Genomic DNA, 23,807 nt, shown 5'->3' with positions numbered 1-23,807 from the left:
GCGCCCATGCGGATTGCGCGGGTTGGCGGACAACAGGCCCGATGGTCTTACAATAGCCGCACCCCGCCCACGGGCGGCCGGCCTCGACCACGCGCCGGCCACGCCGCCACCCCATCCACGATACGCGACACATGACACGAGACCCCCGCCTGACTCTCAACGCCCGGCAACAGGAATTGCTGGAGTGGGTGCAACGCGACGGCTTCGTCACCGTGGACGACCTCGCGAGTCATTTCAACGTGACACCGCAGACGATCCGCCGCGACGTGAACTGGCTCGCCGACATGAACCTGCTGCGCCGCTATCACGGCGGAGCGAGCCTGCCGACCAGCTCCGAGAACGTCTCGTACACGGCGCGCCAGCGCATGTTCCACGAGGAGAAACGGCGCATCGCGACGCTAGTGGCCACTCACATTCCCGATCAGGCATCGCTCTTCATCAATCTCGGCACGACCACCGAAGAAATCGCGCGCGCGCTCAACCGGCATCGCGGCTTGCGCGTGATTACGAACAATCTGAACGTCGCTAGCATGATGAGCGGCTATCCCGATTGCGAGGTGCTCGTGACGGGCGGCATCGTGCGGCCGTGGGACAAGGGCATCGTCGGCGAGCTGGCGATCGACTTCATCCGCCAGTTCAAGGTCGATTTCGCGATCATCGGTACGTCGAGCATCGAAACCGACGGCACGCTGCGCGACTTCGACACGCGCGAAGTGCGCGTCGCCGAGGCGATCATCGAGCACGCGCGCACCGTGTTCCTCGCCGCCGACCACTCCAAATTCGGCCGCCCGGCGCTGGTTCGCCAGGGACATCTCGACCAGATCGACGCGCTGTTCACCGACGCCGCCCCGCCCGCGGACATGGCCGAGACGCTCACCGCCGCCAACTGCCAGGTCTATATCGCCGGGTAAGGTCCGCTCGCGCTAGGCGTTCTCCGCCATGCTGCGGCGCACGCAAAACTTCGAGTGAAATCAAGAATCTGGCGGCTCTCGCCGACCGCCTCCCGGTGGCCCAATTGTCAAAGGGAAAATTTACGGGGGCCGGGTTGGTGTTTCACAGGTGGTTGACTACACTCCAGTTCCCCGGCCTTCGTTGCGCGCTTCGCGCGGCGTCGGCTATTGAATCTGTCGTATAAGCCGTACTTCCCGCCCTGATCCTTTTAGCGGACTCGACCGGCCGTGCCGGTTGCCTGCAAGGCTGTCCGCGATTGCCTGACATGGAGAGAACGATGCTGAGTCCGCATGAATTCGCCACGTTGTTGCTCGTCAAGGACGCCCCCAACCAGGTCGATATGGACCGTGAAGAACTCGATGCATTGCTCGAACGCCAACTGGTGCAACTCGAACGCCTCGCATCGGGCAACGAACGGTGGCGCGTGACGGAAACCGGCAACAACGCATTGCGGGCCATCAAGCGGTCTTCCTGAGACATTTTCCGCCAGCGCTTTTCCGCCCATTTTTTGCACGACGGCCACGGAGCGCGCCGCCTTCGGGTTCGTTCGCACCGGCATTGCACTGGCGCGTCGTTCGATGAGCATGACAGCGGGCCGCTTCGCGGCCCTTTCTTGTGTGCGAATCCTTTACACAGTAAATTGACGCGACGGACTTCCGACCCTCGCGCATGCCCAAGACGCTCTCCCCCGAAGACATCCAGCAGTTTCGCGAAGCGATGCGACGTGTTGCCGAAAGCGCGTTCGCGACACGCGGCGCGCAGGGCGTGACGATGCGCGAGCTGGCAAAGGAGCTCGGCTGCAGCGCCATGACCCCCTACCGCTACTTCCGCGACAAGAACGAAATTCTCGCGATGGTCCGCGCCGCCGCGTTCAATCGCTTCGCGGCGCGTCTCGAAGCGGCGGCGCAAAGCATCCCCGCAGACGCCCCCGCCGCCGATCACTCGGCGGTCAGCGAAGCCTACGTCGCGTTCGCGCTCGACGAGCCGCACGCGTATCGCCTGATGTTCGACCAGGTGCCGCAGCAAGGCGCTTACCCCGAACTGACCGCCGCGTCGCAGCGCGCATGGCGGCTGCTCGGCGCGCATTTCGAGCAGCTCGTCGCGGCGGGAATTCTGGAAGGCGATCCGCAACTGATCGGCTACGCGTACTGGACAAGCCTGCACGGCTTCACGATGCTCGCGCTCGCCGGTCAGCTACCGTTGCCGGCGGCACGGCAAGCCGATTCGGCCGCCGCGACAAGTCAACCAGCGGACGAACCTTCGCGCGAAGCGGTATTCGCACAGATTCTGCGCATGCTATGGCGCGGCGCCCTGCCTCAACACACGTGAGCAGGTAAGCACGTGAGCTCGCGAGCAGTTGGCCCGCGCCTCAACCGTTGCGCAGTGTCGGATCGACCGCCGCGCGCCAGCTGATCGCCTTCGCGCGCTGCTCCGCAAAGAACTGGACCCACTGATTGCGCACCTTCGGGTCGCCGCTCATCTCCTCGCTCGCGTGGCGCTGCGCGATGGACGCCTGGAACGCGCAGAAATCGTCCTTCGAGAGCCGGCCGCGCCGGTTCGCGACGTACGCATCGAAAAACGTCGTATAGACGGACTGGGCGTCGCTGCCGTAATCGACCGTTTGCGGCGAGCACATCTGCTGCAACGCCTCGAACGAGGGCGCGCCCCTCGTTCCCTCCAGGCTCGGCGAACTCACGCACCCCGCCAGAAGCGCCGCGGCGCCGATCATGAAAAGTCCACGCATTCAAATCACCTCAAAGTGGCTGCTGTCGAGAGTATCTTCCGTGGCCGAGCGTTGCGCCACTCCTCCGGCCATCCGGCCAGGTCTCGATCGGATAAACGAACTTTACTTTTTCGAATATGTTCATTAAAGTTCGAAAACGAACATCATTGGTTCGATTAGTTTTCCAACCTCCTTTCAAGATTCGACCTAGAGGACTCAGCGGTGGCGCAAGGCTCGAAATACGATTTGCTCGTCGTGGGCGGCGGGATCAACGGTGCCGGCATCGCGCGCGACGCGGCCGGGCGCGGCCTGTCGGTGCTGCTGTGCGAACAGGACGATCTGGCCGCGCATACGTCGTCGGCGAGTACGAAGCTGATTCACGGCGGCCTGCGCTACCTCGAATACCGCGAGTTCGGGCTCGTGCGCAAGGCGTTGCAGGAGCGCGAAACGCTGCTGCGCGCGGCGCCGCACATCATGTGGCCGCTGCGCTTCGTGATGCCGCACATGCCCGATCTGCGCCCAGCGTGGCTGATCCGCGCGGGCCTGTTCCTCTACGACCATCTGGCGAAGCGCGAACTGCTGCCCGGCTCGCGCGGCATCGCGATGCACAAACACCCGGCCGGCGCGCCGCTCGTCGATTCGATCAAGCGCGGTTTCGTGTATTCGGACGGCTGGGTCAACGACGCGCGCCTCGTCGTGCTGAACGCGCTCGATGCGCACGAGCGCGGCGCGACCATCCTCACGCGCACGAAGCTCGTCAGCGCGGTGCGCGCGGGCGGCGAATGGCACGCGCAGCTACAGCGCGCGGACGGCACGACGCTCGACGTGCGCGCGGCGGCCGTCGCCAACGCGGCGGGCCCGTGGGTCGGCGAACTGCTGAAGGGCGCGCTCGGCCGCCCCGCGTCGCATAGCGTGAGGCTCGTCAAGGGCAGCCACATCGTCACGCGGCGGCTGTTCGAGCACGATCACGCGTACATCTTCCAGAACCCGGACAAGCGGATCATCTTCGCGATCCCGTACGAACACGACTACACGCTGATCGGCACGACCGACCTCGAATATCGCGGCGACCCGTCGCAGGTCGCGATCGACGCCCACGAAACGCAGTACCTTTGCGATTCGATCAACCGCTATTTCAAGCAGAAAATCTCGCCGGCCGACGTGCGCTGGACCTACTCGGGCGTGCGCCCGCTGCTTGAGGACGAAAACGCGGACAACCCCTCGGCGGTCACGCGCGACTACTCGCTCGAACTCGACGCACCGGCGGACGAAGCGCCGCTGCTGTCGGTGTTCGGCGGCAAGATCACGACGTTTCGCAAGCTCGCCGAGCAGGCCGTCGATACGCTCGCGCAAGCCCTGCAGCACGAGGTGCCCGCGTGGACCGTCGGCGCGTCGCTGCCCGGCGGCGATATCGCACAGGCGAACTTCAACCGCTTCCTCGGCGAGTTCAGCCGCACCCATGCGTGGCTGCCGGCGGCGCTCGCGCATCGCCTCGCGCGCGCATACGGCACGCGCGCGAATCGCGTGCTCGGCGACGCCCGCGCGCTCGCCGATCTCGGCCGCGAATTCGCGCCGGGTCTTTACGAAGCCGAGCTGAGCTATCTGCGCGATGTCGAATGGGCGCGCAGCGCGCAGGACGTGCTGTGGCGACGCTCGAAACTCGGGCTGCACGTCGCGCCGGGCACGCTCGACCAGGTCACGCGCGACATCGACGCGTGGTTCGCGAGCGAACCCGTGCAGCAAAGCGCGTAAGACAACAGGCATGTGAGACACAGGCGGCACGCACGGCGAGAACCCAGGCCAGCTGGACGAGACCGTCACGCGCCATCACACTACTGCAACACACGATTGCAGCGCGCTCGCGACGACACGCCGCAACCTGGCCGCTCCGATCGCCGGCCGGCAACCCGGCGATCCGCCATACCCATGGAGAAGAGACAATGCAGGATCAGTACGTCCTCGCGCTTGACCAAGGCACCACCAGCTCGCGCGCGATGCTGTTCGACCGGCGCGGCAATGTCGTGTCGATCGCGCAGAAAGAATTCCGGCAGATCTATCCGCATCCGGGCTGGGTCGAGCACGATCCGCAGGAAATCTGGTCGACCCAAGCCGGCGTCGCAGCCGAGGCCGTCACGCGCGCGGGCCTGAACGGCGCGTCGATCGCGGCGATCGGCATCACCAACCAGCGCGAAACCACCATCGTGTGGGATCGCCAGACCGGCCAGCCGATCTACAACGCGATCGTCTGGCAGGACCACCGCGCCGCCGACTTCTGCGACGCACTGAAGGCCCAGGGGCTCGAACCGAGCGTGCGCGCGAAAACCGGTCTGCCGATCGACTCGTACTTCTCGGCGACGAAAATCCGCTGGATTCTCGACAACGTCGAAGGCGCGCGCGAAAAAGCACGCCAGGGCCGGCTCGCGTTCGGCACCGTCGACAGCTGGCTCGTGTGGAATTTCACGAAGGGCGCGCTGCACATCACCGACGTGACCAACGCGTCGCGCACGATGCTCTTCAACATCCACACGCTGCAGTGGGACGACGAACTGCTCGCCGCGCTCGACATTCCGCGCAGCATGCTGCCCGAGGTGCGGCCGTCGTCACAGGTGTACGGGCCGACCGTGACCACGGTGTTCGCCTCGAATATTCCGCTCGCGGGCATCGCCGGCGACCAGCAGGCCGCGCTGTTCGGGCAGATGTGCACCGAGTCGGGCATGGTCAAGAACACCTACGGCACCGGCTGCTTTCTGATGATGAACACCGGCGGCAAGCCGATCGAATCGCAGAACAATCTCGTCACGACGCTCGCCTGGCAGATCGGCGAGCGGATCGACTACGCGCTCGAAGGCAGCATCTTCATCGGCGGCGCGGTCGTGCAGTGGCTGCGCGACGGCCTCGGCATCATCAGGAACGCGGCGGAGATCGAAACGCTCGCGCGCGGCGTGCCGCATTGCGACGGCGTGTACCTCGTGCCCGCCTTCGCCGGCCTCGGCGCGCCGCACTGGAACGCGCATGCGCGCGGCACGCTGTTCGGCGTGACGCGCGGCACGACGTCCGCGCATATCGCACGCGCGGCGCTCGATTCGATCGCCTATCAATCGCTCGACGTGCTGAAGGCGATGGAAGCCGACGCGGGCATCCGCATCGGCGAACTGCGCGTGGACGGCGGCGCCTGCGCGAACAATCTGCTGATGCAATTTCAGGCCGACATTCTCGGCGTCGACGCGGTGCGCCCGAAGGTGCCGGAAACGACCGCGCTCGGCGCGGCCTATCTGGCCGGTCTCGCGGTCGGCTACTGGAAAGATGTCGACGAACTGCAAAGCCAGTGGAAGCTCGAACACCGCTTCACGCCCGCGCTGCCGCATGCCGAGGTCAAGGCGTGCCTCGACGGCTGGCAGCGCGCGATCCGCGCGGCGAAGGCATGGGCCGATACGCCATAAGCCATGAGCCACGAACCGCGCCGGAAAGCACGTATCATGGCGCTGTCCATCCCGACGCGCAGGCAGGCGAGAACGCCGGCCGCGCGCTTTCCGCTTATCGTTCTTCAGGCATGATCGACCACCTCATCTGTGACTGCGACGGCGTGCTCGTCGACAGCGAAGTCATCGCCGATCGCGTGATGTTCGAAACGCTGACGGCCTCGTTTCCCGGCATCGACTTCGAGCCCGTCGTCAAAACGGCGTTCGGGCAGCAAACCTCGCGCTTTCTCGAAGGCATCGAGCAATCGTTCGACGTCAGACTGCCCGCGAACTTCCTCGACACGATCGAGCACAACATCGAGCTTGCGCTGGCCGCGTCGCTGGGTCCGATCCACGGCGTGCGCGACGCGCTGCAACGCGTGACGCTGCCGGCCGCGGTCGTGTCGAACAGCCGCATGACGCGCGTGAGCGCCTCGGTGCGGCGCGCGGGTCTGCAGCAGATTTTCGGCGAACGGGTTTTCAGCGCCGAGCAGGTCGAGCGGCCCAAGCCCTATCCCGACGTGTATCTGTTCGCGGCAAAAACGCTCGGTGTCGAGCCGGCGCGCTGCCTCGTCGTCGAAGACAGCGTCGCGGGTCTGAATGCGGCACGCGCGGCAGGCATGAAAACGATCGCGTTCGTCGGCGCGAGCCATATTCCCGACGGCTACGCGGACGCGCTGCGCTCGATGGGCATGACGCGCATCATGAAGCACATGGACGAACTGCCTGGGCTGGTCGCGGCGGGCATGCGCGGCGAGTTTGGCGACGTGCAGTCGTAGTATCGATCGACAACGCGCCGCCCCCTTCAGGCCTCGAGCACCGCCCCCTCACGCACCTGCGCGAGCGCCTCGCGAAACTCGACGAGTTCGGCGATCGTCAGCATCGGCAAATCGTGTTGCGCGGCAAAGCGCTCGACGTCCGCGCCGCGCGTCATCGTGCCGTCGGCGTTCATCAACTCGCACAGCACGCCGGCCGGCTTCAGGCCCGCGAGAATCGCGAGATCGACCGTGCCCTCGGTATGGCCGCGCCGCGCGAGCACGCCGCCGGGCATCGCCCGCAGCGGGAACACGTGGCCCGGACGCACGATGTCGGCGGGCTTCGCCGTATCGGCAATCGCGGCGCGGATCGTCGTCACGCGATCCTGCGCCGACACGCCCGTGCTCACACCCTCGCGCGCCTCGATCGACACCGTGAACGCGGTGCCGTGACGGCTTTCGTTGTTGACGGCCATCGGCGGCAATTCGAGCGCGCGGATTGTGTCGTCGGGCAGGCACAGGCAGACGATGCCGCTGCATTCGCGGATCAGGAGCGCCATCGTTTGGACCGACAGACGCTCGGCCGCGACGATCAGATCGGCTTCGTTCTCGCGGTCGTGGTCGTCCTGCAGAACGACGGCGCGGCCCTCGCGCAGCGCCTGCAAGGCGGCGGCGATACGCGGCGGAACGGTTTCGGTGGCGAGCAGCGGGAGATCGGCGAAAGCATCTTCGGCAATCGTCGACGGAGCGGGAAAAGTAGCAAAGGACATGGTTGAAACGCTCATCGCAAAAGTTGGGCGAAAAACGTTTCAGGGCATTGCAAACAGACTCGAACGCGCCGCCGGGCGCCGCACGAAGGCGGCGCTCGTCCACCGGCGCCACCAGAACGACCAGCGGCAGCGCGGAGCGCACATGACTCTATCTGCACATCTTCTTCCATCCGGACTGTGACCGTCGGCTCTGGCTTCTCACCAGATCTGCTGACCCCGCCGCGGCCTTCGATACGCTGAAGACCGCTCGATGCGGGCGCTCGCGGGCTCGCCGACTCGCGCTTTCGCGCTGACGGCTTACCGCCGGTGGGGAATTGCACCCCGCCCTGAAGACGCACTGATTGCCGGTTCGACCGGCCGGCGAAGCATACAACAGGCGCACCGGAACTGCAGCTCGCCCCACAAAGACCCTACTGGCGGCGTTGGACCTGCAGCGACGCGCTGACTGCGCGCCGATCTGCGCCCGAACCTCGCGCGCCGTCGATCCTCAACCCGGCACGCCTTCGCGCGCGGCCTCCTCACGCGCCGCGCCCACGGCCGGCACGTCCCAGCGCGGCGGCGTCTCCGCCCGCAGCGTCACGCGAAACGCGCGCGCCTCGGTGTCGCCGGGATTGCGCAGGCTGTGCGGCTGATCGGCATCGAAGACGATCGCATCGCCGGTCGCGAGCAGTTGGCGTTGATCGTGCACGCTGACTTCGAGCGTGCCGTCGCTGACGACGAGGTTGACGGTCGTGCCCGGCGCGCGCGGCGTGCCCGTCTCGGTGTGCAGCGGCGCGATGCGCAGCTCGTGAAATTCGGCGGCGCCCGGCTCGGTATCGGGATACAGCGGCCGCGCCGAGTAGCGCCCGTTCGCGCTGACGACTCGCGCCGAGCGCTCGGCCGGCAGATGCTCGAAGCCGTTCGTCGCGTGGCGCCGCAGAAACGCCGCGACCGAGACCTTCAGCGCCGCCGCCACCTTGCACAGCACCTTGATCGACGGCACGCTGCGCGCCGATTCGATCTGCGCGAGCATGGCGCGCGACACGCCGGACGCGCGCGCTAGCGCATCGAGCGAAAGCTGGCGCTCGGCGCGCAGGCGGGCCAGATTCACGCCGACCAGTTGCTCGAGCGCATCGAACGGTTCGGCTGCGCGCGGCACCGCGTCGGCATCGGCCGGGCGATCGCGAACCAGTGCAAGCGGAGAATGCATAGTGGCCTCCAGAGCGCCGCCGGGCGGCGCAAAAGCATTGAGTGGAAGCAAGATAGCATCGCGCTGTGCCGCGCCCAACGAAGTTATCTTCACACTGTTATCAGCATTGCAGAGGCAAGCCGTTCACGCACGCTGCGCGACCGCGCGCACCGGCGCATCCATGCGCGCGGCGAACCACGTGAGCAGCAGCGCCGCCACGCTGACCGCCGCCGCGACCCACGGCAAGGTATCGAGGGCATGGCCGTGAGCGATCACGAGGCCGCCGAGCCACGCGCCTGCCGCATTGCCGACGTTGAACGCGCCGATGTTCAGCGTCGAGGCGAGATTCGGCGCGGCGGCCGCCTTCTCGACCACGCGCATCTGCAACGGCGGCACCGTCGCGAACGCGGCAATGCCCCACACGAACACCGTGACCGCCGCGGCGACCTGCGAATGGCTGGTGCGCGCGAAGACCGCCATGACCACCGCGAGCGCGGCGAGAATGCCCATCAGCGAGGGCATCAGCGCGCGGTCCGCGAGCTTGCCGCCGACCACGTTGCCGACCGTCAGGCCCGCGCCGAACAGCACGAGAATCAGCGTCACGGCGCGCGGCGAGAAGCCGCTCACCTGTTCGAGGATCGGCGCGATATAGGTGAACACGACGAACACGCCGCCGAAGCCGAGCACCGTCATCGCGAGCGCGGTCCAGACCTGCGGGTCCCTCAGCACGCGCACTTCGTGGCCGAGGCCGGCCGGGCCGCTGTCGTGCCGGTTCGGCACGAGCGCCGCGATGCCCGCGAGCGACAGCACGCCGAGTCCGCTAACGATCCAGAACGTCGCGCGCCAGCCGAACTGCTGGCCGACGAAGGTGCCGAACGGCACGCCGAGCACGTTCGCGAGCGTGAGGCCCGTGAACATCAGCGCGATCGCGCTGGCGCGCTTCTCGGCCGGCACAAGCGAGGCCGCGACCACCGCGCCGATGCCGAAGAACGAGCCGTGCGCGAACGAGGTCACGACGCGCGCGACCATCAGCACCGAATAATCGGGCGCGACCGCGCACAGCACGTTGCCGACGATGAACACGCCCATCAGCAGTTGCAGCGCCAGCTTGCGCGACATCTTGCTCGTGACCACCGCGAGCAGCGGCGCGCCGACCGCGACGCCGAGCGCGTAGCCGCTCACGAGCAGCCCCGCCGACGGAATCGACACGGCGAGATCGCGCGCCACCTCGGGCAACAGGCCCATGATGACGAATTCGGTCGTGCCGATCGCGAATGCGCTGATCGCCAGCGCGAGTAAGGGAATGGGCATGGAGGTGCTCCGGATAAGAGGGAAATTCAGTCAAGGCCGCATTGTCCGGGCAGGGAGCCGATTTGATAATTGGCGTAGCATTTGAAACATTTTCAAATCGTGCTTGAAAATCAGCAATGGACAATCTCGGCGACATCCGCCTCTTCGTCGAAGCGGCGCAGCAGGGCAGCCTGTCGGCGGCGGGCCGCAGAATGGGCCTCACGCCCGCCGCGGCAAGCGCGCGCCTCGCCAGGCTCGAAAGCCATCTGAAGGCGCGGCTCTTCGAGCGCACCACGCGCCAGTTGCGGCTCACCGACGAGGGGCGGCTCTATCTGAACTGCTGCCGCGAGGCGCTGCAATCGCTCGACGACGCCGAAGCGGCCTTGCAGGAAGGGCAAGGCGTCGTGCGCGGCAAGGTGCGCATCTCGACGACCTCCGACTTCGGCCGCAACCTGCTGCTGCACTGGCTCGACGAATTCAACGCGCGATATCCGGACGTGAAGTTCGCGCTGACGCTGTCGGATTCGCTGTCGAATCTCGTGCAGGAAGACATCGATCTCGCGATCCGCTTCGGCGTGCCGCAGGACAGCTCGCTGGTCGCCCGCAAGCTCGCGCCGAACCGGCGCGTGCTGTGCGCGTCGCCGGCATACATCGCGCGCAAGGGCGAGCCGAAGGACCCGCAAGACCTCGCCCGTTTCGATTGCATCGTGCTCGGCACCGCGTCCGGGCCGGCGAACGAGTGGCGCTTCACGCGCGGCGACGCAGTGCAGCACTACACGGTGCCGCTCGACGCCGCGCGCGAGACCAACGACGGCGCGGTCGCCCGCGAATGGGCGCTGCGCGGCTACGGCATCGCGATCAAATCGATGTGGGACGTGGAAGCGGACCTGCGCGCCGACGGACTGAAGGTGCTGTTGCCCGAGTGGCGCTATCCGGACGCGCCGCTGCACGCGCTCTATCACCGCAACCGCTTCATGGCGCCGCGCGTGCGCGCGCTGCTCGATTTTCTCGCCGAGCGTTTCGCGCTCGTGTCGGACGAACTGGAAAGCCTGCTGGGCCTGCCGCCGGAACGCTCGGCCGGCGGCCAAACCCGTGCTCCCTGAAGGGCTATAATAGTGAGTTACGTTGCGGCGGCGCTTGCGCATCAGCTTGCGCGCCCGAACGCGTGGCCCGGCGCACCGCGCAACCCTCTCCACCCTTTATGACGCCCCCAGGTTAACCACTGCGACCGGCGAAATTCGATGACCAAGAAAGTTTATGTAAAGACCTTTGGCTGCCAGATGAACGAGTACGACTCCGACAAGATGGTCGACGTGCTCGGTGCCGCTGAAGGACTCGTCAAGACCGACACGCCGGAAGACGCCGACGTGATCCTGTTCAACACCTGCTCGGTGCGCGAAAAAGCGCAGGAAAAAGTCTTCTCCGACCTCGGCCGCGTGCGCGAGCTGAAGGACGCGAATCCAGATCTGATTATCGGCGTAGGCGGCTGCGTGGCGAGCCAGGAAGGCGCGTCGATCGTCGCGCGCGCGCCGTACGTCGACATCGTGTTCGGGCCGCAAACGCTGCACCGCCTGCCGCAAATGATCGACGAGCGCCGCGTGAGCGGGCGCGCCCAGGTCGATATTTCGTTCCCCGAAATCGAGAAGTTCGACCACCTGCCGCCGGCGCGCGTCGAAGGCCCGAGCGCGTTCGTGTCGATCATGGAAGGCTGCAGCAAGTACTGCAGCTACTGCGTCGTGCCCTACACGCGCGGTGAGGAAGTGTCGCGTCCGCTCGACGACGTGCTGACCGAAATCGCCGGTCTCGCCGACCAGGGCGTGCGCGAAGTCACGCTGCTCGGCCAGAACGTCAACGCATACCGTGGCGCGCTGACCGTGGGCTCAAGCGAGATCGCCGACTTCGCGACGCTGATCGAATACGTCGCGGACCTCCCCGGCATCGAACGGATTCGCTACACCACCTCGCATCCGAAGGAATTCACGCAGCGCCTGATCGACACCTACGCGAAGGTGCCGAAGCTCGTGAGCCACCTGCATCTGCCGGTGCAGCACGGCTCCGACCGCATCCTGATGGCGATGAAGCGCGGCTACACCGTGCTCGAATACAAGTCCGTGATCCGCAAGCTGCGTGCGATCCGCCCGGACCTGTCGCTGTCGACGGACATGATCGTCGGCTTCCCCGGCGAGACCGAGGAAGACTTCGCGAAGATGATGGCGCTCGTCGACGAGATGAAGTACGACACGAGCTTCTCGTTCATCTACAGCCCGCGTCCCGGCACGCCGGCCGCGAACCTGCACGACGACACGCCGCGCGAGGTGAAGCTCAAACGCCTGCAACATCTGCAGGCGACCATCGAAGAGAACGTGCAGCACATCAGCGACGCGATGGTCGGCAAGGTCGAGCGCATTCTGGTCGAGCGCCCCGCGCGCAAGGACCCGAACGAGCTCGCGGGCCGCACCGAGAACAACCGCGTCGTCAATTTCCCGGCGCCGGTCGCCTCGCACGCACGGTTGATCGGCCAGATGGTCGACGTGAAGATCGTGCACGCGTACCCGCACTCGCTGCGCGGCGAACTCGTGATGGTTCACGACGACCGCGCCGCCGTGACGCACTAAGCGCACCAAGCACACTGACCGACATTCCGAGTACCGCAACCGACAGGATCGACTCACCGCCTTGAAGACCACTCAGCAGCATCTGGAATTCACCGCGCCGCGCGAAGACAACGCGCGGCTCGCCAACCTCTGCGGACCGCTCGACGAAAATCTGCGGCAGATCGAGCAGGCGCTCGACGTGACCTTGCAGCGCCGCGGCCATCGCATCACGATTCGCGGACGCGGCGCAAAGCTCGCGCTCACGGCGCTCGAAAACTTCTACAACAGCGCGCGCGAGCCTTTGTCGGTCGACGACATCCAGCTCGCGCTCGTCGAAGTGCGCCATCCGGCGCGCCATCGGCCGAACGGCAACGGCGGCACCAATGGCGACGACGCGGCCGATCCGCGCTTCGCCGGCAACCCCGATCATCCGTTCGACCAGCCCGCCGATCTCGACGCGAGCGACGACGACTTCCAGGAATACGGTCCGAAGCTCTACACGCGGCGCGCGGACCTGCGCGGCCGCACGCCGGCGCAGCGCGAGTATCTGAAGCAGATCGTCTCGCACGACGTCACGTTCGGCGTCGGCCCGGCCGGCACCGGCAAGACCTACCTCGCGGTGGCCTGCGCGGTCGACGCGCTCGAGCGCGACCAGGTCAAGCGCATCGTGCTGACGCGCCCGGCCGTCGAGGCGGGCGAGCGGCTCGGCTTCTTGCCGGGCGATCTGGCGCAGAAGGTCGATCCGTACCTGCGTCCGCTCTACGATGCGCTCTACGACCTGCTCGGCTTCGACAAGACCGCGAAGATGTTCGAGCGGCAGATGATCGAAATCGCACCGCTCGCGTACATGCGCGGCCGCACGCTGAACCACGCGTTCATCATCCTCGACGAGGCGCAGAACACCACGCCCGAGCAGATGAAGATGTTCCTCACGCGGATCGGCTTCGGCTCGAAGGCCGTCGTCACCGGCGACACGACCCAGATCGACCTGCCGCGCGGCCACAAGAGCGGCCTGATCGAGGCGCAGCAGGTGCTCTCGGAGGTGCGCGGCATCGCGCTCACGCGCTTCACGAGCGCGGATGTGGTGCGCCATCCGCTGGTCGCGCGCATTGTGGAGGCGTACGATGCGCATGCGCAGAAATCGGCGGCTCCGTTGGATTCGCGCTGAAGCGCGGCACTTGCGCGGGATAGGCGGCGTGGCTGACCGGACCGCGTAAGCCGCGCCGCCGAGCGGCGCCACCGGAGCGACGCGCTCTGCTCGAAGCCGCTGCCATCGCGAACGCCACGAACGCCACGAACGCCACGAACGCCACGAACGCCACGAACGCCACGAACGCCACGAACGCCACGAACGCCACGAACGCCACCAAGAGCGTAACGCCCCACGCAACCGCCAGCGCAACAACGAACGCCGCAGGAAACACCACAACAAACGCGAAGCCCCGACCCGAGACCGCATGAGCCGCTCCCCGAAACTGACGTTGAACCTGCAATTTCCCGCCGCCAAAGCCTGGCCGGAACACAAGGCGCTGCTGCCGCGCGCGAGCGTCGCGAGCTGGATCAAGGCGGCGCTCTTCGCGGACGGCGAACTGACCGTGCGTTTCGTCGACGTCGAGGAAGGCCGCACGCTGAACCGCACCTATCGCGGCAAGGACTACGCGACCAATGTGCTGACCTTCGCCTACGCCGAATCGGAAGACGATCCGGTCACGGGCGATCTGATCCTGTGCTGCCCGGTAGTTGAAAAGGAAGCCACCGAGCAGGGCAAGCCGCTCGTCGCGCACTATGCGCATCTGCTCGTGCACGGTACGCTGCATGCCCAGGGCTACGACCACGAAGTCGAGGAAGAAGCCGAGGAAATGGAAGCGATCGAAACCGAAATCCTCGGTAAGCTCGGGTTTCCGGACCCTTACCGATAGGCTTCTGCGACTCCCGCCCCTTCCCCACGCCATCCACGACCCAACCCTACCGTGAGCACCTCGTCCCCCGAAGCCGATATCCCCGTGCGCTGCCCGGACTACCCGCCGATGCTCGGCGAGTCGCGGCTGCTGACGGACGAGGAACTGCGCGCGTCGCTCGAATCGACGCTGCGCGGCTGGGACCGCCAAAGCGACCTGTGGCTGTTCGGCTATGGCTCGCTGATCTGGAACCCGGGCCTGCCGACCGTCGAAGCGCTGCGCTCGAAGGTGCACGGCTATCACCGCGGGCTCTACCTATGGTCGCGCGTGAATCGCGGCACGCCCGAGCAGCCGGGCCTCGTGCTCGCGCTCGATCGCGGCGGCTCGTGCACTGGCGTGGCATTCCGGCTCGCCGCCGCCGGCTCGATGCCGCATCTCGAAGCGCTGTGGCGCCGCGAAATGCCGATGGGCTCGTACCGCCCCGCCTGGCTGCCCTGCGTACTCGCGGACGGCCGGCGCGTCGACGCGCTCGCCTTCGTGATGCGGCGCGACGCACCGAGCTACACCGGCAAGCTGCGCGACGACATCGTCCGGACCGTGCTCGGTTGCGCGTGCGGCCGCTACGGCACGACGCTCGACTACGTGAGCCGCACGGTCCATGCGCTGCGCGAAAGCGGCATGCCCGACCGCGCGCTCGAAGCGCTGCTCACACGCTGTCAGGCGCGAGAGGTCGATGAAATGCCGCAGCCGGCCACGCCCGAGCGCGCGGCGACGGGACGGTAAGACTGAAAGAGCCGAAGCCGGAAGCGCCGGCCGGCCCTAGGCACGGCTCGCCCGCGGCGGCGCCGCGAGCCATCCCGCCCGCTCTCGCCCGTCCCCGTGCGCGAGTTACTTTTTTGCCGGCAAGCGCTTTTCGACACGTAATCGGTTAGGATGAGCCCATGCCCCGCCCTCGCGGCGCGGCCGCTTCACCCGGCTTCAAATCAGCGCCAGGCCCGGCGGGACACGGTTTCGCCATGCGCCTGGTGTATCCTTAATGCTCTGCAACAGCGCGCCCAGTCTCGCCGGGCGCACTACCATGAACGACACGTATCCCAGTCGACGCCATACCGGACGCACCCTCGACAAACCGCAGGAAAAGCGCTCGCTGCTCGAGCGCCTGACCGATTTCATCTCGCCCGAGCCCGACTCGCGCGCCGAACTTCTGGAAATTCTGCAGGACGCGCACGAGCGCAACCTGATCGACGCCGACTCGCTGTCGATGATCGAAGGCGTGTTCCAGGTGTCGGAACTGTGCGCACGCGACATCATGGTGCCGCGAGCGCAAATGGACGCGATCAACATCGCGGACAACCCATCCGAATTCATCCCGTTCGTGCTGGAAAAGGCGCACTCGCGCTATCCGGTCTACGAGGGCAATCGCGACAACATCATCGGCGTGCTGCTCGCGAAAGACCTGCTGCGCTACTACGCCGAAGAAGAATTCGACGTGCGCGGCATGCTGCGCCCGGCCGTGTTCATCCCCGAGTCGAAGCGCCTGAACGTGCTGCTGCACGACTTTCGCGTGAACCGCAACCACCTCGCGGTGGTCGTCGACGAATACGGCGGCGTGGCGGGCCTCATCACGATCGAAGACGTGCTGGAGCAGATCGTCGGCGACATCGAGGACGAATACGATTTCGACGAGGAAAGCGGCAACATCATCGCCTCGCCGGACGGGCGCTTCCGCGTGCGCGCGCTGACCGAGATCGAGCAGTTCAACGAGACCTTCGGCACGCACTATTCGGACGAGGAAGTCGATACGATCGGCGGGCTCGTTACGCATCACTTCGGCCGCGTGCCGCATCGCGGCGAAAAAGTCCGCCTCGACGATCTGATCTTCGAGATCCTGCGCGGCGACGCGCGCCAGGTCCACATGCTGCTGGTGCGCCGCGACCCGCTCGCGGGCCAGCGCGAACGCGAGGCGCAGCACGTGCAGACCTGAGCGGCCGGCGCGCCGTGCCGTTTCGCCGGCGCGCCCGTTCGCGAAATTTTGGCGTGCCGCCTTGCAGGTTTCCTTGCACGCTTTTTTGACTCCTCAACTTCCGACGCCGACCACGCAATAATGGCCGACCCGATCACTTCCCGCCCGCGCCACGACGTGAGCGCCCCCGCCGCCGACACGCGCAGCCGCGCCCTGCCGCGCTGGCACTATCTCGTGGCGCTCGCCGCGGGTGCCGCCAATACGCTATCGTTCGCGCCGACGCCGCACGGCGGCTGGCTGCAGCTCGCGATCTTCGTGTTCTTTTTCGCGTGGCTCACACGAAGCACCGGCTGGAAAAGCGCCGCGCTGACGGGCTGGGCGTTCGGCTTCGGCAATTTCGTGACCGGCGTGTGGTGGCTCTACGTGAGCATGCACGACTACGGCGGCATGCCCGCGCCGCTGGCCGGCACGGCGCTCGCGCTGTTCTCGCTGTACCTGGCCCTCTATCCGGCGCTGGCCGCAGGCGTCTGGTCGTTCTGCGCGGGCCACGCCCGCAACGGCGCGGCCGACGACCGCCAGCCGTTCTCGCCGACCTGGCACGGCGCGCTCGCCTTCGCGAGCGCGTGGGCCATCGGCGAATGGCTGCGCGGCACCGTGTTCACCGGCTTTCCGTGGCTCGCCACCGGCTATGCGCAGGTGGACGGCCCGTTCGCCGGATTCGCGCCGGTGGCCGGCGTGTACGGCGTCGGCTGGATGGTCGCGCTGAGCGCCGCGCTGATCGTGCAGGCGCTGCTGGCGTCGATCTCGGCGGGTTCCGCACGCGAACCGCGCAACGCAGGCGCCGCACCGGGCGCCGCCGCGAGCGGCCCTGCCGCGCCGCGCCGCGTGTCGTCGATCGCCGCACCCGCCAGCGCCGCGCTGGCGCTGATCGTGATCGGCCTGCTGCTGCCGCTCGTGCCGTGGACGACGCCCGCCAACGCGCCGTTGAGCGTGCGTCTGCTGCAAGGCAACGTCAAGCAGGAGATGAAGTTCGAGGAAGCCGGCATGCGCGCGGCGATCGATCAGTATCAGCAGATGATTACCGCGCAGCCGGCCGATCTGATCGTCACGCCGGAAACCGCGATTCCCGTGCTCGCGCAGCAGTTGCCGACACCGTTCGCGGCCGCGATCCGCGAGTTCTCGGACTCGACCGGCAGCGCGATCCTGTTCGGCGCGCTCGGCGGCACGATCACGCCCGAAGGCCGGGTGGTCGACTACACCAACAGCCTGTTCGGCGTCACGCCGGGCTCGCGCGACATTTATCGCTACGACAAGCACCACCTCGTGCCGTTCGGCGAGTTCGTGCCGTGGGGCTTCCGCTGGTTCGTCAACCTGATGCGCATTCCGCTCGGCGATTTCTTCCGTGGCGCGCCGGTGCAGAAGCCGTTCATGGTGCATAACCAGCCGGTCGCGGCCGACATCTGCTACGAGGACATCTTCGGCGAGGAGATCGCGCGCACGCTGCGCGAAAACTCGACGCCGGCCGGCGTGCTCGTCAATTCGACCAACCTCGCGTGGTTCGGCGACACGATCGCGCTCGACCAGCATCTGCAGATCGCGCGCATGCGCGCACTCGAAACCGGCCGGCCGATGCTGCGCGCGACCAACACCGGCATGACCGCCGCGATCGACGCGAACGGCCGCGTGATCGGACGCCTCGCGCCCTACACGGTCGGCTCGCTCGACGTGAAGGTGCAAGGCACCTCGGGCAACACACCTTACGTGACGAGCGGCAACAACACGGTGCTGGCGGTGTCGGTGCTGCTGCTCGCATTCGGTTTCGCGTTCGGACCCGGCATCGCGCGGTGCCGTGAGGACCGCCGCAAAGACGCGCGCTAACCGCACCCGCCAAAAAAAATGCGCCTGACCCCGTCAGGCGCATTTTTTCATCAAAGGGACAAATTCCGGTTCAGGCCGGCCGGCGCCCGGCGCTTCGCCCGTAGGCCGCGTTCACCGGACGCGCTCCGTTCAGTCCTTCGGCGCCGTATCGATAAACGACTGCCGCAGCGACAGCTTCTGGAAATGCTTGTCCAGATTCGGATGCGCTTCGCGCCAGTTCAGGTGCGGCATGCGGAAGTCGAGATAGCCGAGCGCGCAGCCCACCGCGATATCGGCGAGCATGTAGTGATTGCTCGCGCACCACGGCTTGCTGCCGAGCCCCTGCGACATCGCCATCAGACCCTCGTCGATCTTGCGCTGCTGGCGCGCGACCCACGCGTCGACGCGCTGTTCGGGCGCGCGCTGCGTGCTTTCGAGACGGATCAGCACGGCCGCGTCGAGCACGCCGTCGGCGAGCGCTTCCCAGCAGCGCACTTCGACGCGCTCGCGCCCCGACGGCGGAATCAGCTTGCCGACCGGCGAGAGCGTATCGACGTATTCGCAGATCACGCGCGAGTCGAACACCGCTTCGCCGTCTTCCATCACGAGGCACGGCACCTTGCCGATGGGATTGAACGTGTGAATCCGGGTATCCGGCGCCCAGACGTTCTCGGGCACCAGTTCATAGTCGATCTTCTTGTCGGCGAGCACGATTCGCGCTTTGCGCACGAACGGGCTGGCGAGCGAACCGATGAGTTTCATCATGACCATCTGCCTTTTTCTGAATCCGGCGAAAGTATAAGTGGTCCAGGGGCATCACGAACGTACCGGCCGCATCTTCGCGAGCCGCGCGCGGACCCGCTGTGGGCGGATTGCAACATGCCCGCGGCGGCGATGCCGCCAGGCTGCGTGCCAATCCGCGCAAAACGGCGGCGCCGGCGTGCGCGACACCGAAAGCACAACGGGACGGAGCGCTACAATCGCACGATGAACCAGCCGACCGAACCCACCATCGCCATCGACGTCTACCGCACGCGCCGCGAGCGCGTTCTCGCCGCGCTACGCGCCGCGGGCGGCGGCGTCGCCATCGTCCCGACCGCGCCGGAAGCGCTGCGCAACCGCGACGCCGACTACCCGTACCGTCACGACAGCTACTTCTATTACCTGACCGGCTTCGCCGAGCCCGAGGCGCTGCTCGTGCTCGACGCGAGCGCCGCCCCCGGCGCGCCCGCCTCGATCCTGTTCTGCCGCGAGAAGAACGTCGAGCGCGAGACGTGGGAAGGCTTCCGCTTCGGCCCCGAGGGTGCGCGCGAAGCGTTCGGCTTCGACGCCGCATTCCCGTTCGGCGAACTCGACGCGCAGGTGCCGCGCATCCTCGCCGACAAACCGGCGCTGCATTACGCGCTCGGCCGTTCGGCGCGGCTCGACGAACAGGTGCGCGGCTGGCTCGACGCAGTGCGCGCGCAAGGCCGCGGCGGCGTCGCCGCGCCCGCCGCCGCGCGCGATCTGCTGCCGCTGCTCGACGAAATGCGGCTTATCAAGGACGACCACGAACTCGCGATCATGCGCCGCGCCGGGCAGATTTCGGCCGCCGCGCATCGGCGCGCGATGGCCGCGTGCCGGCCCGGCATCCGCGAATACGCACTCGAGGCCGAGTTGCTCTACACGTTCCGCAAGTTCGGCGCGCAGGCGCCGGCCTATACCTCGATCGTCGCGGCGGGCGCGAACGCCTGCGTGCTGCACTACCCGGCCGGCAACGCGATCGCGCGCGACGGCGACCTGATCCTTATCGACGCGGCCTGCGAGCTCGACGGCTACGCGTCCGACATCACGCGCACGTTCCCGGCGAGCGGCCGCTTCACGCCGGCGCAGCGCGAACTGTACGACATCGTGCTGGCCGCGCAGCAGGCCGCCATCGATGCGACGCGCGCCGGCGTCACCTTCGACGATCCGCACCAGGCCGCGCTGCGCGTGCTGTCGCAGGGGCTGCTCGACACCGGCATCGTGCCGCGCGAGAAGTTCGCCTCGCTCGACGACGTGCTCGCCGAGCGCGCCTACGCGCCGTTCTACATGCACCGCACCGGCCACTGGCTCGGCATGGACGTGCACGACTGCGGCGACTACCGCGAGCGCGGCGCGCCGCGCGACGAGGCGGGCGCGCTGCCGTGGCGCACGCTGCAGGCATCGATGACGCTGACGATCGAGCCGGGCCTGTACATCCGGCCGGCCGAGGGCGTGCCCGAGCGCTACTGGAACATCGGCATCCGCATCGAGGACGATGCGATCGTGACGCCCACCGGTTGCGAACTGATGACGCGCGACGTCCCGGTTGCCGCCGACGAGATCGAGGCGCTGATGCGGGAAGCGCGCCGCGCAGGAAGCGACGCATGAAGCGCCCCATGAAACGACGCATGCAGCCAGGACCTGACCGGCGATGAACGAAGCCTCTCCCTCGGCGGTGATCCTGAAGCCCGCCTCGCGCCAGCAGGCGTTCGACTTCGACGTGACGATCGTCGGCGCCGGGCCGGTCGGTCTCGCGCTCGCCGGCTGGCTCGCGCGCCGCAGCGTGGCACGCGAACTGAGGCTCGCGCTCGTCGATGCGCGCGAGCCCGAGGACTCGATTGCCGATCCGCGCGCAATCGCGGTCTCGCACGGCAGCCGGATGATCCTCGAACCGCTGCGCTGGCCCGCCGACGCCACCGCGATCGAGCGCATCCACGTGTCGCAGCGCGGTCACTTCGGCCGCACGCTGATCGATCATCGCGAGCACGGCCTGCCCGCGCTCGGCTACGTGCTGCGCTACGGCTCGATCGTGCACGGCCTCGCCGACGCCGTGCACGCAACACGGGTCCACTGGTTTCGCTCGACCTCGGCCGGTGCGCCGACCCAGGAATCCGACGGCGTCACGCTGCCGATCGAAACCGCCGGTGTCGCGCGGCAGTTGCGCACGCGGATTCTCGTGAACGCCGAGGGCGGCCTGTTCGGCGATCAGAAAACCGCGCGAAAGGCGGCCCGCGACACGAGCCGCGATGCCGAGGAAGAAGAGGCCGGCGAGCGCACCGCCAGCCCCACCGACGCCGCCGCCGATAAACGCGGCGTCGCCAGAAGTGTGGATAAAAGCGCCAACGGCATCGGCTCGCGCGACTACGGCCAAACCGCGCTGGTCGGCACGGTCACCGTGTCCACGCCGCAGCCGCACGTCGCGTGGGAGCGCTTCACCGCGCAAGGTCCGATCGCGCTGCTGCCGATGGGCGGCGTGCGCGGCGCCGACTACGCGCTCGTCTGGTGCTGCTCGCCCGAGGAAGCCGCGCGCCGCGCGCAGCTCTCCGACGCCGAGTTCCTGGGCGAACTCGACGCCGCGTTCGGCGACCGCATGGGCCGCTTCACGCAGATCCGCGGACGCGCGTCGTTCCCGCTCGGGCTCAACGCCGTCGATACGCTCGTGAACGGCCACATCGTCGCAATCGGCAATGCAGCGCAGACGCTGCATCCGGTGGCAGGCCAGGGCCTCAACCTCGGCCTGCGCGATGCGCACGCGCTCGCCGACGCGCTCTCGGCGGAAGGCCCGACCCCGCTTGCGCTCGCGACGTTCGCGCAACGCCGCGCACTCGACCGGCGCATGACGATCGGCGCGACCGACACGCTCGCGCGTCTTTTCACCGTCGACTTCCCGCCACTCGCGATCATGCGCGGCCTTGCGCTGACCGCGCTCGAATTCGTGCCGCCGGTCAAAACCGCGCTCGCCCGCCAGATGATGTTCGGCCAGCGCCGTTAGACGCGCGGTAAATTCGCCCGGCCGTGGCGTTTGCGCGGCATTTGCGTGCCGTTTGCGCCGCGCTCGGGCGGGCTATCGTGCGCACTGCGCGATTCTATGAATCGTCCCACTTTCATAGAAGATTTAATGGGTTACGACACGCAGATGGCGAGTCCCGGCAACCCGTTAACGCTAAAATGGCGGTTTTCCCTCGCATTTCGCATTGCATCGGCGGCCATGATTGTCAAATCCCGGCCGTCGCCAGCGCGCTCACGTCATGCCCACTCTCGGCTCCCACAATCTGCGTAACAACCTGTTCGTCGCTCCCATGGCCGGCGTAACCGACCGCCCGTTCCGCCAGCTGTGCAAACGGCTCGGCGCGGGTTACGCGGTGTCGGAAATGGTGGCGTCGAACGCGCAGCTGTGGAAAAGCGAGAAGACGATGCGCCGCGCCAACCACGAAGGCGAGGTCGAGCCGATCGCCGTGCAGATCGCCGGCGCGGACCCGGTCATGATGGCCGAGGCCGCCCGCTACAACGTCGCGAACGGCGCGCAGATCATCGACATCAACATGGGCTGCCCGGCCAAGAAGGTCTGCAACGTCGCGGCCGGCTCGGCGCTGCTGCAGAACGAGCCGCTCGTGCAACGCATCGTCGAGGCGGTGGTGAACGCGGTCGGCGTCGGGCCCGACGCGGTGCCCGTCACGCTGAAAATCCGCACCGGCTGGAATCGCGAGAACAAAAACGCGCTGAACGTCGCACGTCTCGCGCAAGCGGCCGGCATCTCGATGCTGACCGTGCACGGCCGCACGCGCGCCGACCTGTACCACGGCGACGCCGAATACGAAACGATCGCCGCGGTGAAAGCGGCGGTCGGCATTCCGGTCGTCGCGAACGGCGACATCACCTCGCCGCACAAGGCGCGCGAGGTGCTCGCCGCAACCGGCGCGGACGCGATTATGATCGGGCGCGCCGCGCAGGGCCGTCCGTGGCTGTTCCGCGAGATCGGGCATTTCCTGCTGACGGGCGAGCTGCTGCCGCCACCGCGCATCGACGAAATCCAGCAGGTGATGAACGAGCATCTCGAAGATCACTATGCGTTTTACGGGGAATTTACCGGTGTGCGCACTGCGCGCAAGCACATCGGCTGGTACACTCGCGGCCTTTCCGGCGCCAACCTGTTCCGGCATCGCATGAATACGCTGGACACCACGCGCGAACAACTCCTCGCTGTCAACGAGTTCTTCGACGCGCAAAAGGCGATCTCAGACCGCCTCGTCTACGTCGACGAATCGACCGGCAACCCCGGGCTCGACAGCAAGGACGAGGACCACACCGACCGACTAGCAGCATGAGCAAGAACAACATCGAACAATCCGTCCGCGACAGCCTGGACGTGTACTTCCAGGATCTCGACGGCTCCAATCCGCACGACGTCTACGACATGGTCATCTCATGCGTGGAAAAACCCTTGCTCGAAGTGGTGCTCGAGCAGGCCGGCGGCAACCAGTCGCTGGCCGCCGAGTATCTCGGCATCAACCGCAATACGCTGCGCAAGAAGCTGCAACAACACGGTTTGCTGTAGCGCGTTGTAGTTTCTGCGCCCTGCCACGTTTCCCTTCGGCTT

General features: G+C 67.1%; 23 protein-coding genes and 1 riboswitch. Of the genes, 18 read left to right on the top strand and 5 right to left on the bottom strand.

The features are described from left to right. The first annotated feature begins 131 nt into the window (after positions 1-131). The 3 genes from F3J19_RS10790 to F3J19_RS10780 all read left to right on the top strand — a co-directional run bounded on the left by F3J19_RS10790 (position 132) and on the right by F3J19_RS10780 (position 2,280). The gene (locus tag F3J19_RS10790; RefSeq protein ID WP_167040625.1) at positions 132-911 is read left to right on the top strand and encodes a DeoR/GlpR family DNA-binding transcription regulator; all 780 of its coding nucleotides are present in this window, start codon (positions 132-134) and stop codon (positions 909-911) included. A gap of 317 nt (positions 912-1,228) precedes the next feature. Beyond that, a complete protein-coding gene (locus F3J19_RS10785) occupies positions 1,229-1,426 on the top strand; it encodes a hypothetical protein (RefSeq protein ID WP_167040622.1) in 198 nt (65 codons plus the stop codon). A 194-nt stretch (positions 1,427-1,620) separates the two neighbouring features. Next, positions 1,621-2,280 carry a TetR/AcrR family transcriptional regulator gene (locus F3J19_RS10780; RefSeq protein WP_167040619.1) on the top strand — a complete coding sequence of 220 codons (660 nt, stop codon included), beginning with the start codon at positions 1,621-1,623 and terminating at the stop codon, positions 2,278-2,280. Positions 2,281-2,320: 40 nt separating this feature from the next. Here F3J19_RS10780 and F3J19_RS10775 read toward each other — a convergent pair whose 3' ends face one another. Then, positions 2,321-2,695: a hypothetical protein gene (locus F3J19_RS10775; protein ID WP_205192747.1), complete on the bottom strand. Its 375-nt coding sequence runs from the start codon at positions 2,693-2,695 to the stop codon at positions 2,321-2,323. Between the two features lie 201 nt (positions 2,696-2,896). Between F3J19_RS10775 and glpD the strand changes: the two genes are divergently transcribed. The 3 genes from glpD (at position 2,897) to F3J19_RS10760 (ending at position 6,911) form a co-directional block, all read left to right on the top strand. Then, positions 2,897-4,426, top strand: coding sequence for a glycerol-3-phosphate dehydrogenase (gene glpD / locus F3J19_RS10770; RefSeq protein ID WP_167040617.1), 1,530 nt, complete (start codon positions 2,897-2,899; stop codon positions 4,424-4,426). A 188-nt stretch (positions 4,427-4,614) separates the two neighbouring features. Beyond that, complete coding sequence (gene glpK, locus F3J19_RS10765; RefSeq protein ID WP_167040614.1) at positions 4,615-6,114, top strand: glycerol kinase GlpK; 1,500 nt, start codon at positions 4,615-4,617, stop codon at positions 6,112-6,114. Positions 6,115-6,224: 110 nt separating this feature from the next. Then, a complete protein-coding gene (locus F3J19_RS10760; RefSeq protein ID WP_167040611.1) occupies positions 6,225-6,911 on the top strand; it encodes an HAD family hydrolase in 687 nt (228 codons plus the stop codon). A 26-nt stretch (positions 6,912-6,937) separates the two neighbouring features. On the opposite strand, the gene ribB is transcribed toward F3J19_RS10760, so the two are convergent. Beyond that, entirely contained in the window at positions 6,938-7,657 is a 720-nt protein-coding gene (gene ribB / locus F3J19_RS10755) for a 3,4-dihydroxy-2-butanone-4-phosphate synthase (RefSeq protein ID WP_205192745.1), read from the bottom strand. Here ribB and F3J19_RS10750 point away from each other — a divergent pair. Beyond that, positions 7,656-7,838 (top strand): hypothetical protein, encoded by a 183-nt coding sequence (locus F3J19_RS10750; protein ID WP_167040486.1) that lies wholly within the window; start codon positions 7,656-7,658, stop codon positions 7,836-7,838. The two genes, ribB and F3J19_RS10750, sit on opposite strands and share 2 nt — an antisense overlap. Then, positions 7,812-7,995: riboswitch (FMN riboswitch) on the bottom strand. Its footprint overlaps the gene before it by 27 nt. Positions 7,996-8,144: 149 nt before the next feature. Here the strand turns inward: F3J19_RS10750 and F3J19_RS10745 are convergent. Further along, the gene (locus F3J19_RS10745) at positions 8,145-8,846 is read right to left on the bottom strand and encodes an XRE family transcriptional regulator (RefSeq protein WP_167040605.1); all 702 of its coding nucleotides are present in this window, start codon (positions 8,844-8,846) and stop codon (positions 8,145-8,147) included. Positions 8,847-8,969: 123 nt separating this feature from the next. Next, on the bottom strand, positions 8,970-10,136 hold the full coding sequence (locus F3J19_RS10740; protein ID WP_167040602.1) for an MFS transporter: 1,167 nt from the start codon (positions 10,134-10,136) through the stop codon (positions 8,970-8,972). Positions 10,137-10,252: 116 nt separating this feature from the next. On the opposite strand from F3J19_RS10740, the gene F3J19_RS10735 reads away from it, so the two are divergent. From F3J19_RS10735 to lnt, 7 genes are all read left to right on the top strand, one after another. Continuing rightward, the gene (locus F3J19_RS10735; RefSeq protein WP_167040599.1) at positions 10,253-11,218 is read left to right on the top strand and encodes a LysR family transcriptional regulator; all 966 of its coding nucleotides are present in this window, start codon (positions 10,253-10,255) and stop codon (positions 11,216-11,218) included. A 138-nt stretch (positions 11,219-11,356) separates the two neighbouring features. Further along, positions 11,357-12,730, top strand: a complete 1,374-nt coding sequence (gene miaB / locus F3J19_RS10730) for a tRNA (N6-isopentenyl adenosine(37)-C2)-methylthiotransferase MiaB (protein ID WP_167040596.1) — start codon at positions 11,357-11,359, stop codon at positions 12,728-12,730. A gap of 61 nt (positions 12,731-12,791) precedes the next feature. Beyond that, on the top strand, positions 12,792-13,877 hold the full coding sequence (locus tag F3J19_RS10725; protein ID WP_167040593.1) for a PhoH family protein: 1,086 nt from the start codon (positions 12,792-12,794) through the stop codon (positions 13,875-13,877). Between the two features lie 289 nt (positions 13,878-14,166). Next, positions 14,167-14,628, top strand: a complete 462-nt coding sequence (gene ybeY / locus F3J19_RS10720; protein ID WP_167040590.1) for an rRNA maturation RNase YbeY — start codon at positions 14,167-14,169, stop codon at positions 14,626-14,628. Positions 14,629-14,679: 51 nt separating this feature from the next. Next, positions 14,680-15,390, top strand: a complete 711-nt coding sequence (locus F3J19_RS10715; RefSeq protein ID WP_167040588.1) for a gamma-glutamylcyclotransferase — start codon at positions 14,680-14,682, stop codon at positions 15,388-15,390. Between the two features lie 295 nt (positions 15,391-15,685). After that, entirely contained in the window at positions 15,686-16,591 is a 906-nt protein-coding gene (locus F3J19_RS10710; RefSeq protein WP_167040585.1) for a transporter associated domain-containing protein, read from the top strand. Between the two features lie 120 nt (positions 16,592-16,711). Continuing rightward, positions 16,712-18,448, top strand: coding sequence for an apolipoprotein N-acyltransferase (lnt, locus tag F3J19_RS10705; RefSeq protein ID WP_167040582.1), 1,737 nt, complete (start codon positions 16,712-16,714; stop codon positions 18,446-18,448). Between the two features lie 129 nt (positions 18,449-18,577). Here the strand turns inward: lnt and F3J19_RS10700 are convergent, their stop codons facing one another. After that, on the bottom strand, positions 18,578-19,198 hold the full coding sequence (locus tag F3J19_RS10700) for a glutathione S-transferase N-terminal domain-containing protein (RefSeq protein WP_167040580.1): 621 nt from the start codon (positions 19,196-19,198) through the stop codon (positions 18,578-18,580). A 216-nt stretch (positions 19,199-19,414) separates the two neighbouring features. Here F3J19_RS10700 and F3J19_RS10695 point away from each other — a divergent pair, with 216 nt between their 5' ends. The 4 genes from F3J19_RS10695 (at position 19,415) to F3J19_RS10680 (ending at position 23,765) form a co-directional block, all read left to right on the top strand. Beyond that, complete coding sequence (locus F3J19_RS10695; RefSeq protein WP_167040576.1) at positions 19,415-20,818, top strand: aminopeptidase P N-terminal domain-containing protein; 1,404 nt, start codon at positions 19,415-19,417, stop codon at positions 20,816-20,818. A 43-nt stretch (positions 20,819-20,861) separates the two neighbouring features. Further along, the gene (locus F3J19_RS10690) at positions 20,862-22,202 is read left to right on the top strand and encodes a UbiH/UbiF/VisC/COQ6 family ubiquinone biosynthesis hydroxylase (protein WP_167040573.1); all 1,341 of its coding nucleotides are present in this window, start codon (positions 20,862-20,864) and stop codon (positions 22,200-22,202) included. Between the two features lie 256 nt (positions 22,203-22,458). Beyond that, a complete protein-coding gene (gene dusB / locus F3J19_RS10685; protein ID WP_167040570.1) occupies positions 22,459-23,535 on the top strand; it encodes a tRNA dihydrouridine synthase DusB in 1,077 nt (358 codons plus the stop codon). Beyond that, entirely contained in the window at positions 23,532-23,765 is a 234-nt protein-coding gene (locus tag F3J19_RS10680; RefSeq protein WP_008919619.1) for a Fis family transcriptional regulator, read from the top strand. The genes dusB and F3J19_RS10680 overlap by 4 nt, the downstream gene beginning before the upstream one ends. The last annotated feature ends 42 nt before the right edge of the window (positions 23,766-23,807 follow it).

It is taken from the genome of Burkholderia sp. Ax-1724, assembly GCF_011752995.1.
In the GTDB taxonomy this organism is placed as follows: domain Bacteria; phylum Pseudomonadota; class Gammaproteobacteria; order Burkholderiales; family Burkholderiaceae; genus Paraburkholderia.
The sequence above is the reverse complement of the archived record's forward strand: the minus strand, read 5'-3'. Positions and strand labels throughout refer to the sequence as shown.

Excerpts from the sequence above, each read along its gene's own strand:
- F3J19_RS10775 (WP_205192747.1), bottom strand. The coding sequence starts at position 2,695 with ATGCGTGGACTTTTCATGATCGGCGCCGCGGCGCTTCTGGCGGGGTGC.
- F3J19_RS10700 (WP_167040580.1), bottom strand. The coding sequence starts at position 19,198 with ATGGTCATGATGAAACTCATCGGTTCGCTCGCCAGCCCGTTCGTGCGC.
- F3J19_RS10695 (WP_167040576.1), top strand. The coding sequence starts at position 19,415 with ATGAACCAGCCGACCGAACCCACCATCGCCATCGACGTCTACCGCACG.
- F3J19_RS10690 (WP_167040573.1), top strand. The coding sequence starts at position 20,862 with ATGAACGAAGCCTCTCCCTCGGCGGTGATCCTGAAGCCCGCCTCGCGC.
- F3J19_RS10785 (WP_167040622.1), top strand. The coding sequence starts at position 1,229 with ATGCTGAGTCCGCATGAATTCGCCACGTTGTTGCTCGTCAAGGACGCC.
- F3J19_RS10760 (WP_167040611.1), top strand. The coding sequence starts at position 6,225 with ATGATCGACCACCTCATCTGTGACTGCGACGGCGTGCTCGTCGACAGC.
- F3J19_RS10745 (WP_167040605.1), bottom strand. The coding sequence starts at position 8,846 with ATGCATTCTCCGCTTGCACTGGTTCGCGATCGCCCGGCCGATGCCGAC.
- glpK (WP_167040614.1), top strand. The coding sequence starts at position 4,615 with ATGCAGGATCAGTACGTCCTCGCGCTTGACCAAGGCACCACCAGCTCG.
- ybeY (WP_167040590.1), top strand. The coding sequence starts at position 14,167 with ATGAGCCGCTCCCCGAAACTGACGTTGAACCTGCAATTTCCCGCCGCC.
- F3J19_RS10790 (WP_167040625.1), top strand. The coding sequence starts at position 132 with ATGACACGAGACCCCCGCCTGACTCTCAACGCCCGGCAACAGGAATTG.
- F3J19_RS10780 (WP_167040619.1), top strand. The coding sequence starts at position 1,621 with ATGCCCAAGACGCTCTCCCCCGAAGACATCCAGCAGTTTCGCGAAGCG.
- F3J19_RS10735 (WP_167040599.1), top strand. The coding sequence starts at position 10,253 with ATGGACAATCTCGGCGACATCCGCCTCTTCGTCGAAGCGGCGCAGCAG.
- lnt (WP_167040582.1), top strand. The coding sequence starts at position 16,712 with ATGGCCGACCCGATCACTTCCCGCCCGCGCCACGACGTGAGCGCCCCC.
- miaB (WP_167040596.1), top strand. The coding sequence starts at position 11,357 with ATGACCAAGAAAGTTTATGTAAAGACCTTTGGCTGCCAGATGAACGAG.
- ribB (WP_205192745.1), bottom strand. The coding sequence starts at position 7,657 with ATGTCCTTTGCTACTTTTCCCGCTCCGTCGACGATTGCCGAAGATGCT.
- F3J19_RS10750 (WP_167040486.1), top strand. The coding sequence starts at position 7,656 with ATGGTTGAAACGCTCATCGCAAAAGTTGGGCGAAAAACGTTTCAGGGC.
- dusB (WP_167040570.1), top strand. The coding sequence starts at position 22,459 with ATGCCCACTCTCGGCTCCCACAATCTGCGTAACAACCTGTTCGTCGCT.
- F3J19_RS10740 (WP_167040602.1), bottom strand. The coding sequence starts at position 10,136 with ATGCCCATTCCCTTACTCGCGCTGGCGATCAGCGCATTCGCGATCGGC.
- F3J19_RS10710 (WP_167040585.1), top strand. The coding sequence starts at position 15,686 with ATGAACGACACGTATCCCAGTCGACGCCATACCGGACGCACCCTCGAC.
- F3J19_RS10680 (WP_008919619.1), top strand. The coding sequence starts at position 23,532 with ATGAGCAAGAACAACATCGAACAATCCGTCCGCGACAGCCTGGACGTG.